The organism is Rufibacter ruber (assembly GCF_014138425.1).
GTDB lineage: Bacteria > Bacteroidota > Bacteroidia > Cytophagales > Hymenobacteraceae > Nibribacter > Nibribacter ruber_C.
The window spans coordinates 19,764-34,383 of record NZ_JACJIQ010000014.1; the positions used below are offsets into that span (position 1 = coordinate 19,764).

General features: G+C 52.9%; 10 protein-coding genes and 1 pseudogene. 8 read left to right on the forward strand and 3 right to left on the reverse strand.

Annotated features, from left to right (window positions below; translation table 11 throughout):
- Positions 1-36: 36 nt before the first annotated feature.
- The 3 genes from FHS90_RS15640 to FHS90_RS15650 all read left to right on the forward strand — a co-directional run bounded on the left by FHS90_RS15640 (position 37) and on the right by FHS90_RS15650 (position 4,532).
- Positions 37-2,328 carry a PKD-like domain-containing protein gene (locus FHS90_RS15640; protein WP_182513737.1) on the forward strand — a complete coding sequence of 764 codons (2,292 nt, stop codon included), beginning with the start codon at positions 37-39 and terminating at the stop codon, positions 2,326-2,328.
- 226 nt (positions 2,329-2,554) lie between these two features.
- A complete protein-coding gene (locus FHS90_RS15645; protein ID WP_182513738.1) occupies positions 2,555-3,778 on the forward strand; it encodes a CaiB/BaiF CoA transferase family protein in 1,224 nt (407 codons plus the stop codon).
- A 73-nt stretch (positions 3,779-3,851) separates the two neighbouring features.
- The gene (locus FHS90_RS15650; RefSeq protein WP_066835183.1) at positions 3,852-4,532 is read left to right on the forward strand and encodes a hypothetical protein; all 681 of its coding nucleotides are present in this window, start codon (positions 3,852-3,854) and stop codon (positions 4,530-4,532) included.
- Positions 4,533-5,123: 591 nt separating this feature from the next.
- On the opposite strand, the gene FHS90_RS15655 is transcribed toward FHS90_RS15650, so the two are convergent.
- Positions 5,124-7,019, reverse strand: a complete 1,896-nt coding sequence (locus FHS90_RS15655; RefSeq protein WP_182513739.1) for an ABC-F family ATP-binding cassette domain-containing protein — start codon at positions 7,017-7,019, stop codon at positions 5,124-5,126.
- A gap of 134 nt (positions 7,020-7,153) precedes the next feature.
- Positions 7,154-7,582, reverse strand: coding sequence for an SPW repeat domain-containing protein (locus FHS90_RS15660; RefSeq protein ID WP_182513740.1), 429 nt, complete (start codon positions 7,580-7,582; stop codon positions 7,154-7,156).
- A gap of 157 nt (positions 7,583-7,739) precedes the next feature.
- On the opposite strand from FHS90_RS15660, the gene murI reads away from it, so the two are divergent.
- From murI to FHS90_RS15680, 4 genes and pseudogenes are all read left to right on the forward strand, one after another.
- Complete coding sequence (murI, locus tag FHS90_RS15665; protein ID WP_066839456.1) at positions 7,740-8,555, forward strand: glutamate racemase; 816 nt, start codon at positions 7,740-7,742, stop codon at positions 8,553-8,555.
- A gap of 95 nt (positions 8,556-8,650) precedes the next feature.
- Positions 8,651-9,283 carry a Cj0371 family chemotaxis-regulating polar lipoprotein gene (locus FHS90_RS15670; RefSeq protein WP_066839459.1) on the forward strand — a complete coding sequence of 211 codons (633 nt, stop codon included), beginning with the start codon at positions 8,651-8,653 and terminating at the stop codon, positions 9,281-9,283.
- Between the two features lie 428 nt (positions 9,284-9,711).
- A complete protein-coding gene (locus FHS90_RS15675) occupies positions 9,712-10,893 on the forward strand; it encodes a glutathionylspermidine synthase family protein (protein WP_182513741.1) in 1,182 nt (393 codons plus the stop codon).
- A 1,597-nt stretch (positions 10,894-12,490) separates the two neighbouring features.
- Positions 12,491-12,874, forward strand: a pseudogene (locus FHS90_RS15680) (flavodoxin family protein); the annotation flags it as partial.
- A gap of 142 nt (positions 12,875-13,016) precedes the next feature.
- Here the strand turns inward: FHS90_RS15680 and FHS90_RS15685 are convergent.
- Positions 13,017-13,610: a DUF1801 domain-containing protein gene (locus tag FHS90_RS15685; RefSeq protein WP_182513742.1), complete on the reverse strand. Its 594-nt coding sequence runs from the start codon at positions 13,608-13,610 to the stop codon at positions 13,017-13,019.
- A 318-nt stretch (positions 13,611-13,928) separates the two neighbouring features.
- On the opposite strand from FHS90_RS15685, the gene FHS90_RS15690 reads away from it, so the two are divergent.
- Positions 13,929-14,567, forward strand: a complete 639-nt coding sequence (locus FHS90_RS15690; RefSeq protein ID WP_182513743.1) for a Crp/Fnr family transcriptional regulator — start codon at positions 13,929-13,931, stop codon at positions 14,565-14,567.
- The last annotated feature ends 53 nt before the right edge of the window (positions 14,568-14,620 follow it).

Genomic DNA, 14,620 nt, shown 5'->3' on the forward strand with positions numbered 1-14,620 from the left:
ATGAAAAAACTAATACTTTCATGGGGTTGTACCCTATTGCTTATACTTTTGGGTCTGGCGCAGCAAGCGCAGGCACAGTGCACTTCTTCCAATCAGTGCTTTGATTTTACCTTTTTAGGTGCTGAGAACCTTGAAAATGATTATGTGCGGTTGTCTTTCAGAATCAAAACCAACTGCTCCAATGATTTAAGCTATGCAGCTTTTGAATTGCCAAACGGAGCAGGCGTTACCTCAAACGCTGTTTCTTATGCCTCAGAAAAGTATAATTACAAAGTAGAGAATGGTACTAACAACCCTTTCTACTCAATTAAATTTGAGGGTGTTGGCATTAACGGTTATAAAAACGGAGCTACAGACGTCTTTACCTTTGATGTAAGTGCTTTTGAATTTTCAACCATGCGCACCCTGCGGGTGGCCGCCAAGGCGTCAACTACTGTAGGCATGGTAACCTTTGACTTAGCCAAATGTGGAGTATTAACTGGTGGTGACGGCTCAACTGGCGGAAACACAGATGGTAACAATGGCGGTGGCAAGGGAAAAAACAACGCTGGAAAAGGAAATGACAACAACGGCGGTGTAAAATGCAACACTTCCCAGCCTTCAGACATTTTAGGTCCTGCCAATCCTTGCCCTGGTGATGTGGTAACTTACTGCATCAAAGCTGATTCAAAATATACTTCTTACGTGTGGGATGTGCCAAGAGCGCACGCCGGTAACGCCCCTTCCGGATGGGAGATCATCTCTGGCCAGGGTACCAACTGTGTGACTGTAAGAGTGGGTATGAAGCCTGGTACAATGAAAGTGAAAGTGAACCATGCTGACTGCGGTACCAAAGTTCGTACAAAACCTGTGCACCCAGGTAAGAAAATGGAAGTAGTGATCACTGGTCCGGCCCAGTTCTGCCAGGGAGATGTGCTCAAGTTTGAGGCAGATGTAGAGAAAGTAAAAGCCAACGGAAATGGCAACGGCAATGCCGGGAACAAAAAATCTTTCGATTATGACTGGTCAGTGCCTGCTGGCTGGGAGATTGTTTCTGGACAAGGAACCGACTTGTTGATTGTGAAAGCAGGAAATACTACCGGTGAAGTTTCTGTGAGTGTATCAAGCAACCAGAAGAAAAACAACAAAATCTGCGGCGCTGGGTATGATGCCATTCCGGTAACTAAAAAGCCAAACTGCAGCCCATGCACCAAGCCTGATCTGCAAGTGAACGCTCCAGATGAAGTTTGCCCAAGCCCAACCAAGAACTATACGTTCTCTGTGAAGAACCCAGATGCAGCCGGTAAAATCAAATACCAGTTCTTCTTGCCAGATGAGTTTGAAGTAGTGAGCCAGGCCTACGGATCTGTAACCGTAAAAGTGAATGCACCAGTAGATACCACTCTTTATGTAACAGTGGTAGCGGTAAATGCCAACAACTGTGGTGCTGAGGCGGTTTGCTTGCCAGTGAAAGTGGTTGAATGTGAAAACACCTGCCCAACCGGTGCCCCGCAAGTAACACTGGTAGCCCCAGACACTGTGTGTAACCTCTCTGATGATACCTACCGCTTTGAAGTAGCCAATGTGCAGGAAGGCGTTACTTATGAATTCCAATTGCCAGAAGGTTTCATCCCGGTTGACGAAGGAAACGGATATGTTGAAGTAGTGGCCATCTTTGAAGAAGACCAGCTGGGCCAGCCATTGACTGTGAGAGTAATTGCTACCAGCGAGTGTGGCACAACAACAAGAGAGGCTACAGTAGTGGTGGCTGACTGTGGCGCCGGTACCCCGCTTCCTGTATCCCTGACCAGATTTGAAGGCGTGTCCCGCAACGGTGCTGTAGAACTGGTTTGGACAACAGCCACAGAGATCAACAATGACCGCTTTGAGATTGAGCGTAGCGCCAACGGCAAGGACTTCGTGAAAGTGGGTGAGGTAAAAGGCTCCGGTAACACATCAGTGATCATTGACTACGCCTTCACTGACCGTAGCGCCGCCAAAGGAACTGCCTACTACCGCCTTCGTCAGGTTGACCTGGATGGTACTACAGAATACTCAAAAGTAATCTCTGTCAACAACGCAGGTGGCGCAGAAGTAAATGGAGCGGCAAAAGTGAGTGTGTTCCCTAACCCAGTGACCAACGGCAATGTGAACATCCGCTTTGCAGAACTTCCCAAAGGCACTGTGAATGTTCGCCTGGTTGACCTGAGCGGCAGAGTGCTGCACACAGGGGCCATGAACGCTGACGGTACCTTGAACCTGACTGGTCTGGGTTTGAGCCAGGGAATCTACATGATCTCTATCACGGCAGACGGTGTAACTGAAACTCAACGCCTGGTAGTGAGATAACAGAAACAGAAGTTTTTACAATAGGATGCTTTGGAAAAGCGGCGGCCACAAGGTCGCCGCCTTTTTTTTGCCTATCCTGGTTTGGCAGATTGGTGGGGTGAAAAGTAAATGAAGGCGAGTTGCATAGTGAGGGCATGGAAGAGAAGACTGTTTTTGCCTGGACGGTGCCTGCACTTTTCATTTACCTGTTTTTTGCCCATTTTTGGAAAAACAGCCCAAAAACAGAATGCCGCAGAACCAAGGTGTGTTCCATGATCTACTGGTAGTGGAATTGGCAAGTGTGCTGGCCGGCCCCAGCGTAGGTCAGTTCTTTGCCGAGATGGGAGCCACAGTCATTAAAATAGAAAACCTCCGCTCCCGCGGAGATGTGACCCGGCAATGGAAACTTTCATCTGAAGACCCTTCCCAGGACGTGTCTGCCTATTTTGCCGCCGCCAACTGGGGAAAGAAGTCTGTTTGTCTGGACCTGGCCTCGGCTGAAGCCAAAAGAGCGGTTTATGAACTCGTGGCCAAGGCAGATGTGGTGCTGGTGAGCTTTAAGCCGGGAGACGCTGAGAAATTAGGAATGGAGTATGAAACCCTGTCAGCCAAAAACCCCAGGCTCCTTTATGGCCATGTGACCGGGTATGGCAATGAAAGCAAAAGGGCCGGATATGATGCTGTGCTGCAGGCCGAGGCGGGTTTCATGTACATGAACGGAGAGAAAGGGGGCGGGCCAGTGAAAATGCCGGTAGCCATGATAGATCTTATGGCGGCCCACCAGCTAAAAGAGGGGCTGCTGGCGGCGCTGTACCTGCGGGAAAAAACCGGGCAGGGGCAGTATGTAGAAGTTTCCCTGCTGCGGGCGGCGCTCTCTTCGCTGGCCAACCAGGCCACCAATTACCTGGTGGCAGGAAAAGCCCCTGAAAGAATGGGTTCTGAGCACCCCAATATTGTCCCTTACGGTACGGTCTATACCACGGCAGACGGCAAAGAGCTGGTGCTGGCGGTAGGAGATGACCGGCAGTTCTCCTCTCTGTGCCAGGTGTTGGAGGAGCCCGCGCTGGCGGGGCAGGAGATGTATAAAACCAATAAGGGAAGGGTAATAAACCGGGTGGCGCTCAATGTGCGTTTATCTGAATTGGTAAACCGGTTTGAGCGGGAACCGCTGCTGCAGGCGTTGATTCAGCAACATGTGCCGGCAGGGGCGGTGCACACGGTGCCTGAGGCGCTGGCGCAGCCACTGGGGCTGGGGCAGTTGCTGGCCGGTGAAAACGGGCAGTGGCAAGGGGTGCGGCAGGTAGCGATTACCGCTGAGATGGTGGCCCGGGCAGAGTTGTCATTCCCGCCCGGGTTGGGGCAGCATACATGGGAAGTGCTCCAGGAGGTGGCTGGGCTAACCAGCCAGGAACTGGCGCGCATGGCAGGTCAGGGGCAGATTTACCCGGCCGGTTCAGAGAATGAAAACTAAATTGGCGCTGCCAGGGTACAATTGAAGAACAAACACTAGTACGCAGTAAGGCAACAAAACCAAAAGATGAGCTATGGAAGACAGGATAGAGTCAATTTTTGAAGGTTTGCGTCAGAAGTCAAGCACCAAGCAGGCTATCTTCAGAAACACCAAGGAAATCTTTGAACAGCTGCGGTCTTGTGCCATTAAGATTGTAGACAGCTTAAAAGAACGTTTTTCTGGGGTAGATGCCAGTGTGGTAATTGAATACCGCAGCTACAATGACTTTGAATTCCATATCAAGTTCTCAGGTGATCTGCTCATTTTTGTCATGCACTCCAACATCATCACCCTGCCAGATGAGCATGAGCTGATGCGCAGCCGCTACGTAGATGAAGATTTCAGGCGCCGGTTCTTCGGGCATATCATGGCGTATAACTTCATGGCTGACTCTATCAGGTACAACCGGTTAAATGACCCTGGCTACCTGCTGGGGCGGGTGTTGATCAATATTGACAACCATTTCTACCTGGAAGGGGTGAAGCAGCTGGACCTGTCTTACAATGACATGGCTAAAAATAAAATAGACGAGGAGACGCTGCGTCTTTTCATTGAAAGTGCCATGATTGCCGCGGTCAACAATGACCTGGTGGCGCCAGAGGTAGATGAGATCAGGAAAATCACCGTGAAGCAGAAGCTGGAGGAGCAGCAGGTGAGTACTCCTCAGAAAGTAGGCTTCTCCTTCAGTTACCAGAGAAAGCCCAACGTGTATTAAATAGAGCTATTTTCCGCGGTGCGGAAAGAAATTGGGAGGAGCCCGTGGCTGAGTAAAATCTGCAACGGGCTTTTTTCTTAGCAGTTAGGGGAGATCAGACGGTTAAAGCCAGCTCTTGTGCCTCTATTCTGGGGAGGTGTTGGTTTGTAAGCAGCCCATAAGCCCCTTTTTGTATATTAATTTGCAGGCGAAACCGGGGAGCAAAAGGTTCTTCTGCAGTTTTTTAAGCAGCATGACAGCGCTACGGGGGCGAGGCAACCGTTGGATTCTTTTAATATCCGTTTGCGGCACAAAAGACACTTGTGCTCAGGCTCTAATCATGGAAGCCCCTTCTCTCTTTGGTTCTAAGCTGAACTGGGGTGGGTGGTTTAGGTCTGGTGCTTGTGCTGAAAACCAGCTTAGGCGGGTTTTTCTGTTTTGGAGCCGTTTTAGCCAAAACGGCTCCAAAACAGAAAGGCACAGAAGTAGGGTGCCCTGAAATTGTTGGAGTTTTGATGGAATGGATTTTCTGATGAATTGGTGGTGGGTTTCCTGTTTCCGGGCTGTTTTCAGAAAAACAGCCCGGAAACAGGAATTTGGAATTCACGGCTTCTATATAATCTCCGCCAGTTCCAGCCAGCGCATGGTTTTAGAATCAACCTGGTCTGTGATCTGCTGAATGCGCTGGGCCATTTCTGCCAGACGTTTGTGGTCGCCTTCGCCTGAGTTCATCTCTTCTGTCAGCTTTTCTTTTTCTGCTTCCAGCTCCTCAATTTGTTTCTCCAGTTGCTCGTACTCCTGCTTCTCCTTAAAGGTGGCTTTGCGCTTGGGTGTCGTTTCTGCAGGCGCTGCCGGGGTGGCAACGGGGGCTGGGGCGGCGGGGGTAGAAGAGGGGCTTGTTTCTTTCTCTGCGGTCAAGGCTTCCCGCTCTTTTGCCCATTCCCGGTAATCTGTGTAGTTGCCCGGGAAATCACGCAGGTGGCCGTTTTCCTCAAAGACAAATAAGTGCTCCACCAGGCGGTCCATGAAATAGCGGTCATGGGAGACAATCAGAAGGGAGCCGCCAAAGTTGATCAGGAAGTCCTCCAGAATGTTCAGGGTCTGAATGTCCAGGTCATTGGTGGGCTCGTCCAGAATCAGGAAATTAGGGTTCTTGATCAGGACGCGCAGCAGTTGCAGGCGTCTTTTCTCACCGCCGCTCAACTTGCTCACAAACGTGTACTGTTGCGCGGGCGGAAACTGGAAGTGTTGCAGAAACTGGCTGGCCGTAATGGTTTCGCCGTTGCCGGTTTCCACTACCTCGGCCACTTCTTTCACCACGTCAATCACGCGCTGGTTTTCATTGAAGGTGAGCTCAGACTGGGTGTAATACCCAAAGACGGTGGTCTGGCCGGCAATGATTTCACCGCTGTCTGGGGCCAAGCGGCCGGTCAGCATGTTCAGAAAAGTAGTTTTGCCGGCTCCGTTGGGGCCTACAATGCCTACGCGGTCTTTCTTTCTGAACACATAGCTGAAATCATTCAGCACTACTTTGTCGCCAAACCGTTTGCTCAGGTGGTCAATCTCCAGAATCTGGTTTCCCTGCCGGGTGCTTTTCACTGACAGCTCCAGCTGGGTGCGGGTATCTTTCTGTGAAGTTTTGTCTTTAAGGTCGTAAAAAGCGTCTACCCTTGATTTAGACTTGGTGCCCCGGGCGCGCGGCTGCTTGCGCATCCAATCCAGTTCTTTCTTCAGCAGTTGTTTGGCCTTGCCCATCTCAGCGGCATTGGCTTCCTCCTGTTCTGCCTTCTTCTCTACATAATAGCTGTAGTTGCCTTTGTAGGTGTACAGCTGGCCGCGGTCCAGTTCTGCAATCTCATTGGCTACCTGGTCCAGAAAGTAGCGGTCGTGGGTCACCATGAGGAGCGTAGTCTGCTCAGTGGTCAGCAGGTTTTCAAACCACTCAATGGTTTCCAGGTCCAGGTGGTTGGTGGGCTCATCCAGGATCAGCAGGTCCGGTTCCTCAATCAGCACCCGGGCCATGGCCACGCGTTTTTTCTGTCCGCCAGACAGGTGCTCTACCATCACCTCCAGGTTCTGTATGCCCAGTTTGCCTAAGATTTGTTTGGTGCGCACCTCATATTCCCAGGCGTGCAGGTTCTCCATGCGCTCCATCACCTTCTGCATTTTGGCGTCAGACACGTGGGGGTCGGCAATACAGGCCTCGTAGTCTCTGATAGCCTCCAGTACTTCGCTTTGGCCTGAGAAAATGGCCTCCTGCACGGTGGCGCCGGCCGGGAACTCGGGCTGCTGCCACAGGTACCCTACTTTGATGCCTTTGCGTACGCTCACAGTGCCGTTGTCTGGCGGAATGGTACCGGCCAAAATCTGCAAGAGGGTGGTTTTTCCGGCGCCGTTGGCTCCAATCAAGGCTACGCGTTGCCCGCGGTTAATGCCAAAGGTAAGGTTCTGGAACAGCCAGCGGTCTCCGAAGCTTTTAGATATAGCGTCTGCTGATAGGTAATTCATAGAACAAAGGTACGCAATGGGAAGGGTGTAAGCTACACCGGTTTTTGCCCCGGGGGTAAAGCAGAAAAAAGGCCGGGGAGATTTCCCGGCCTTTTTTCTGCTTTTTCTTTAACTAACTGGCGTCTACACTAGAATTAGTGTGTATGGCCATGGTTCATGCTGCTCCCTCTGTAGGGGTGGCGGGCATTGGCAGGACCGGCATTGGTCACAGCGCCATGCTCAGGAACCACACGGGTCATCATAGCCTGCAGCAGGATCACAATACCTACAATCAGGTGCGGCAGGTACACATACTCATCAAAATTAAAGATCCAGGGTGAGGCCGCCAAGAAAATACTAATCAGGTAGTCCATGTTCAAGTGCATGTTAGCAGACATGGCTCTGAATACGCCCACTTCCCAGTTTGTCATGAGGTTCTGCAGTAAAATAACAGCACCCACTATAATGGGAACCCAGGTTTCGGCGCCGCCTCGGTCAAAATCAAGGATGAACGGAGCCGCAATCAATAAAATGCCCACCAGATAATCCATAATCCCGTGGGCGCGGGTTGATAACATTTTCATTTTTATTCCTCCTTTTTTAGTTTCAACTTGTATGGTCTTTTACGCCATCGTTTTAGGTGTTGTTTCGGAAAAGTACATTTTTGGTTTGTATTTTACGAATATGGGTATTTATACGGGTGTGTATTTTGACGGTTTCTGGTGATCATAAAAATTGCTGATGCAACAAGAGAAAAGGCAACGCCCCATTGGGGTGTTTGACAGCGGAATAGGTGGTTTAACCGTGGCAAAAGCCATTAAAACCCATTTGCCCGAGGAACAACTGGTGTATTTTGGAGACACGGCCCACCTGCCGTACGGTGACAAATCTACCGCTGCTATACAGGCTTACGCCGTCAAAATCTGTGACCTGTTGATTAGGCAGAATTGTAAAATTATTTTGATTGCGTGCAATTCAGCCTCGGCGGCGGCGTATGAGCTGGTGCGGGAGTACGTAGGCAGCAAGGCCCATGTGCTCAATGTCATTGATCCCGTGGTGGCGTATGTGGGGGAGCAATTTGCCCAAAAAACGGTGGGGTTGATTGGCACCAAGCAGACCGTGAACTCCAATGTCTATAAAAAGAAGATTGACGGGCTGGACCGGGGGGTGCAGCTGAAATCACTGGCCACGCCGTTGCTGGCCCCCATGATTGAGGAAGGCTTTTTCAACAACACCATCTCAGAGAGCGTGGTGCAGACCTATCTGTCTGACCCCGCGCTGGCCGGCATTGAGGCGTTGATTCTGGGGTGCACCCATTACCCCCTTATAAAGGAGCAGATTGATTCTTTTTACCAGGGCGCCGTGCAGGTGCTGGATGCCTCTGAGCTGGTGGCCCGGCACGTGGGGCAGGTGTTGCAGGCGCTAAACATGGCGGCTCCCCAGCTGCTGGGCGAACCGCATTTCTATGTCTCTGATTACACCGCCTCCTTTGAGGCCTCCACCCAGATCTTCTTCCAGAAGAAAGTGAACCTGGAGCACTACCCGCTGTGGGAGTAGTAATATTTTCCGCCGCCGGGCGACTTATGGGTAGATTTCTGTTTTAGAGCTACTTTTACAAAAACAAGCCAGAAACGGCTTCCGTACTCACTGTTATGAAAAAGCGTTACTTCCTTATTGGTGATTTCTCGCGCAACGTGTTGCTGGTGAGCGCCGCTGCGTGCCTGGGTCTTACTTCCTGCTCAGACAACCGCTCTGCCCGCAATGAGGCCTCAACTGAATGGAATGCCGGTGAAAGTGCTCCCGCCTATACCCAGGGGGTGGTGACTGAGATGACCGAGGTAAGCCCAGACAACTGGAAAATCACAGACGAGCGTCCCGCCGGGGCGGGGCAGGTGATGGCCATCCTGAAGCACAACAACGGGCAGGTAGACACGCTGCAAGGGCTGGAGCTGGAGCGCCGCATGCAGGAGTACACGCAGGCCAACCCGCACAACGGCTCTGGTTTCGGGCTGATGAACGTGCTCATGTGGAGCGGCATTGGCTACATGGCCGGCCGTATGATGTCTCCCAACCCGCGCTATTACGCCAACCCCAGCACCCTGCAACGCACCGAGGCGTGGCGCCAGCAGACTGCCACTGAACGCAGCCGCGGCGCCCAGGCGTTTAGAGGCACCACCGGCGCTTACAGCCGTCCGGCCACTTCCTCTGGCGGGGTGCGCTCCACCCGCCCCAGCAGCAGCCGCTCCGGCACCTTTGGGGGGCGGTCTGGGGGCTTTGGGGGGTAACTGTTTTTCTAGTGCTGCTAGCGTTCTATAGTTCTATAGAGCTCGTAAAACACGTAACTACCCTTTTGCCACCTGAAAGGATCTTAGGGAACAGTGGCCGACTATGGAAGCATCTGCTATCTCTGTGTTATTATCGCAAGAAAATTAGGAGTGTTTAAGTGCCAAAAGATAAAACCTACCAATTCCTGTTTTCGGCCTGTTTTTCAGAAAGTAGGCCGAAAACAGAAATCACCTCCTGGTTTTGCAGAAAGCCTTAGGCGCTTCTATTTAAAGTTTGTCTAGTTCGCCCAAAAGATCCTTTCAGGATGACAAAAGGAGAAGGAACTCTCAAGGTGACAAAAGCAAAATACCCAAAAAGCGGGCGGTATATCTGAAACGAACCTTCCCAAACAATCATCAATCTACAATCAACCATCAGCAATTTTAAAATGCCAGAGCAACCGCAGCCTGTAAAACTTCTTCCGCACCACGGCGACGTCACCCAAATGGTCAAGCAGATGGGTTGGGAGTGGGTGGTGGAGGAGGAGTGCCAAACCTACCTTTCCGGCAAAGCCGTAGTCTTGCCGCAGGCCCAGGCAGATGACCTGCTGGAAGCGGCCTCTACCCTGTACCAGATGATGGTAGAGGCGGTGCCCGATGAGCTGCCTGATGACTTCCTGCAGAAAATTGGGATTCCGGAGCGGCTGTGGCGGGCGGTGCGGCATTCCTGGAACGATGACCGCCACTGGCATCTGTACGGCCGCTTTGACTTTGCGCAAACCCCAGACGGGGTGAAGCTGCTGGAGTTCAACGCTGACACGGCCACGTCTGTTCCGGAGACGGCGGTGGTGCAGTGGGCCAGCCTGGCTGCCGCCGGAAAAAACGAGAACCAGCAGGCCAACGGCTTATATGAGGCGCTGGTGGAGCAGTTCCTCACCTGGAAAGGCTTGAATCCTGACCTGGAGCCCGCCCTATTGTTGATTTACCTGGGCGGAAGCAAAGAGGATTTCACCAATTGCCAGGTACTGGCCGAGGCCGCCCACGAAGCCGGGTTTGACACCCATATCTGTGCCGCAGATGAGATGGAGGTGTCTATGCTGGGGGCCGAACGCGGTATTTGGGCGCAGACCGGGGCAGAGCAGTGGCGCAAGTTCCCGTTCCTGTTCAAGCTGGTGCCGTGGGAGCTGTTTGCTGAACTGGAGCCCGAGCTGTGCACAGATGTGGTGGACCTGCAGTTTTCGCGCAACGTGGTCATTGCCAACCCGGCGTACTCGCTTATCTTTCAGAGTAAAGGGTTTTTGGCGTGGCTGTGGCAGCAGTTCCCATACCACCCGCTGCTGCTCCAGACTGATTTCCAAGTCTTTGCGGGGAAAGCCGTGGCCAAGCCCTTTTTTGGAAGGGAGGGCCAGAACATTCAGGTGCGTGAGCTTTCAGAGGTGGCCTCCACTACTGGGGATTACGGCAGTCAGCCGCAGGTGTACCAGGCGTGGGCCGAGCTTCCGCAAGACAGCCAGGGCTACCGTTACCAGGCCGGCGTCTTCTGGGCCGGTGAAGGCTGTGCCATCGGGTTCCGGCGGGAACGCGGGATCATCACCAATCTGTCGCAGTTTGTGGCGCATGTGGTGGAGTAAGGAAGGGCTTTTCTAAAGCTAGGGAGTCTCAGTTAGTGCGGCTTGCAGGATATCTTGTAGGGTTGATTGCTTCCGCTGGAATGTGTATTCTGGTGCTTCCTTGGCTATCTGCTGCAGTGTCAATGCGTAGTTTGCTGTTTCCTTGGTTAGCGGCTGCTGCAGTGGCAATGCGTAGTCTGCTGTTCCCATGGCGGTGCCGCTTGCTCCGGTGCCTCACTCACTGTGTTGTTTCATCTTTTCCGGTAAGCGCTCACGGCCGCGGGGCCCCGTCCTGGCGGTGAGCACTGCTGTTAAAACTAGGCCCTCCGGCCTTGCCGCCGAAGCGGCACCGTATTAACAGAGGCGCTCACCCCCAGGACTGGTTTCGGTTCCTTTGCTATTACTGCCTTACTTACTCTGTCTGCCTCTGTAGGTAACCACTGCTGATCCGCTAGCCTGTGGCGAGCCCGTGCTGCGCACATCAGCCAGGGGCAGAAGTGCTAATTAACCCAGGTGCCACTAGCAGAAGTGTTGATTGTTCATTGCTGTTTGTTTACTTCTTGCTGCTTGTTTGCCGCTTTCTCTGGTTCAAGTTTCTAACTTGGACCTATAATGGCGGAAGCTTTCAGCTTCCATGGGGTGGCAGCCTCACATTGCTTCTGCTTCTTCTGCCCTTTATGGCGCGGAAGTTACTTCCGTGCCTTCTAACGCCAGCTGATACTCACGTGCTGGCGCGAGTCTCCGGACTCGTGCCTACAGATGACGGGCGGCCTTCCCCGCGGCGCGGCAGCGAGAGCAGGCATTGCTGCTTCATTCCTGCTGAAGTGCCTAAGGAAAAAGGAAGGACTCAAGACTCAGGACTCAGAACTCACTCCAATACTCCCCCTTTGAAGGGGGCGAAGGGGGATGTTTACACAGGAGGACGCGCATTGCTGTAGGGGCGTGTAGCATACGCCCCCACGCATTCCCGAACACTCCCCCCTTAGAGGCAGAGGGCTTTTACTTTCTCCGCTTTTCGCGATTTGTAATCCCGAATCAAAACTTCCCGCGGATTTGCAATCCGCAGTAATAGTTGTTCAAAGGCGGCGTAACGGGGATTACAAATCCCCTCAGTACCTGCTTCCGGATTATAAATCCGGAAGAGCGGCGTGATGGGCGGTCTCTGGCTGCCTCGCGGCACGGCTGCGAGATCAGGCAAGGCATTGCTGCCTCATTCGTGCTGAACTGCCTAAGATGAAAAGAAAGGACTCAAGACTCAGAACTCAAGACTCAGGACTCAGGACTCACTTCGATATTCCCCCTTTGAAGGGGGCGAAGGGGGATGTTGACACCTGCTGGTTCACGCATTGCTGAGGTACGGGTATACCGCCACTTGCCCCACTTATACCAGATACTCCCCACTTGGGAGGGGGTTGGGGTGGGGCTTCGGTCACTGCGTTTCGCCTCCCTGTTCCGCTTCAGGAGAATGACAAGTTTCCGCCATCCCTTGCTTCCCATCGTTTTCCGTTTTCGGCCTGTTTTCTGCAAAACAGGCCGAAAACGGAAAAGTTCATGCCCGGTGGTAGGGCCAGAAAGTCAGAAACTACTACCTTGACAGACGCTTCATCGGCTGAAAACCATGCCCCACCAGAAACCGCTCATCCTGCTGGCCAGTGCCCGAAAAGACAGTGATACCAGACAACTGCTGGACAAAGTATTCCAGGATACACCGCATACGCTGCTTGACCTGCTTGATTATCCTATTGGGCCTTACCGCTATGAGAATGACTATGGGCCTCAAGATGCGTTTGCGAGGGTGGTGGAGCAGATGCTGCCGCACCCGGTCATTGTGTTTGCCACGCCGGTGTACTGGTATGCCATGAGCGGCCTGCTGAAAACCTTCTTTGACCGCCTCACAGATCTGGTGACGGTGCAAAAAAGCCTTGGGCGGAAACTTGCGGGGAAAACTGTTTTTTTGCTCGCCGTGGGCGCTGACCCGGATTTGCCAGACGGTTTTGAGGTGCCCTTCAAACTGACGGCCAAATACCTGCACATGACCTACGGGAGCAGCCTCTATGCCTCTACTGAGGAGATAGAAACTGCTATTTACCATCTGGGGGAGCACCGGGAGTTTCTGCGGGAGCTAACAGAGGCCTTGAAGGAAGTCAGCAGAATTTTTTCCCAATGGCCATGCGCTCCACCGTTTTCAGGATGCGGCTGTCACGGGTTTCCTGCTTTCTGGCTTCCTGGACCCAGCGCAGGTACTCTTTGCGGTGGGTGTAGGCCATCTGCTCAAACTTTTCCAGCTGCTGGCCCTCCTGCAGTGCTGCTTTCAGGTCTTCTGGTATCTCCAGCAGATCCCGTTCTGTAGATTTTGCCGCCGTACCAGCCGGCAGTTTCACCGCTGCCTGCAGGTATTCTACCAGCAACGCTTCTGGCACCTGCGCCACATCTGTGAACTTGATGCGGCGCAGGGCTTTGGCATCTTGGCCGCTGGTGAACAACCCATGCTGGTCTAGAAGAAGCGCCCCCTGAAAAAAAGAGAGGTTGACATGTTTCTTGAAAATGCCAATGGCGCAAACCATGCCGGGGCCGGCTTTCTCATACACTGGTGCATTCCATTTCCAGCTGGGCTTCAAGGCCGGGTCAGCCTGGCTAATGGCGTTTCTGATCTTGTCACAGATAGGCTGCGCAAAAGCAGGGGCATGGGTGAAGTAGGTCTCTATCTTCTCAGCCGTGGTGGGGGTGGCGGTGGCCATGGGTTAGCGGGTGGTGAAATGTTGAAAGGAAGTTTGGGGCTAATGTGCTGTTTTGAGGCTATTTTTCAGAAATCAGACCGAAAACAGCTTTTAATGTATAGCTGGCTTTACAACCGCGGGCGGCAATGAGGCTGGCCGGGGCGGGTTAGACAACCTCAGGTGGTTAGAGCAGCGTTTGTGTAGCGGTGGCATAGAAAAGGCGCATAAATCAGGTTCTAAAATAAGCAGATAATTTTAAGCGGAGTACCTGACCGGAGGAATTGTGCCATAAAAGATTGAAATTAGCCCGCCTGAACGTATGTAACCCTTCTCCGCCACATGAGCCACCTGCCCGCCCTTCTGCAGCAACATTTCCCCCATCTGGAGCCCACGCTGCGGGATGAGCTCCTGCAAAAGAGCACGCACCGGCAATTGCAGGAAGGGGAGGTGGTGGTGCGCACGGGGCAGTTTCTGAGGTCATCTGTGCTGCTGCTGAGCGGGCTCCTGAAGGTGTACCGTGAAGACGAAGAGGGAAATGAGTTTCTCATGTACTTTCTGGAGCCCGGAGACGCCTGTGCCCTGTCTATGCTGTGCGCGGCCAGAGAGGAGCAGAGTGCCATTTCGGCGCAGGCCGTGACCCCGGCCCAGGTGCTGCTGGTGCCCTTGCCCGTGACGGAGCGGTGGCTGACCCAATACCCCAGCTGGCATGCGTTTGTCATTGGTACCTACCGGCAGCGGTTTGAGGAACTTCTCCAGACCTTAGATGCCGTCGCGTTTAAAAGCCTGGATGAGCGGCTGCTTTTCTACCTCAAACGCCACCGGCAGGTGCAGGGAGACCACCTGAAACTGTCGCACCAGCAGATTGCCCAAGAACTGAACAGCTCCCGCGAAGTCATTTCGCGCCTCCTCAAAAAGCTGGAGCAGCGGGGCATGCTCACCCTGCACCGGAACTCTATTGAGCTACACGGGCTGGCGTAAGTCTCTAAGCGGCTCCTTCCTGTTTTTGGCCTGCTTTTCAGAAAACAGGCTAA

Bases quoted from the DNA above. Each gene is read 5' to 3' on its own strand.
- FHS90_RS15685 (WP_182513742.1), bottom strand. From the start codon at position 13,610: ATGGCCACCGCCACCCCCACCACGGCTGAGAAGATAGAGACCTACTTC.
- FHS90_RS15670 (WP_066839459.1), top strand. From the start codon at position 8,651: ATGAAAAAGCGTTACTTCCTTATTGGTGATTTCTCGCGCAACGTGTTG.
- FHS90_RS15690 (WP_182513743.1), top strand. From the start codon at position 13,929: ATGAGCCACCTGCCCGCCCTTCTGCAGCAACATTTCCCCCATCTGGAG.
- FHS90_RS15650 (WP_066835183.1), top strand. From the start codon at position 3,852: ATGGAAGACAGGATAGAGTCAATTTTTGAAGGTTTGCGTCAGAAGTCA.
- murI (WP_066839456.1), top strand. From the start codon at position 7,740: ATGCAACAAGAGAAAAGGCAACGCCCCATTGGGGTGTTTGACAGCGGA.
- FHS90_RS15645 (WP_182513738.1), top strand. From the start codon at position 2,555: ATGCCGCAGAACCAAGGTGTGTTCCATGATCTACTGGTAGTGGAATTG.
- FHS90_RS15655 (WP_182513739.1), bottom strand. From the start codon at position 7,019: ATGAATTACCTATCAGCAGACGCTATATCTAAAAGCTTCGGAGACCGC.
- FHS90_RS15675 (WP_182513741.1), top strand. From the start codon at position 9,712: ATGCCAGAGCAACCGCAGCCTGTAAAACTTCTTCCGCACCACGGCGAC.
- FHS90_RS15660 (WP_182513740.1), bottom strand. From the start codon at position 7,582: ATGAAAATGTTATCAACCCGCGCCCACGGGATTATGGATTATCTGGTG.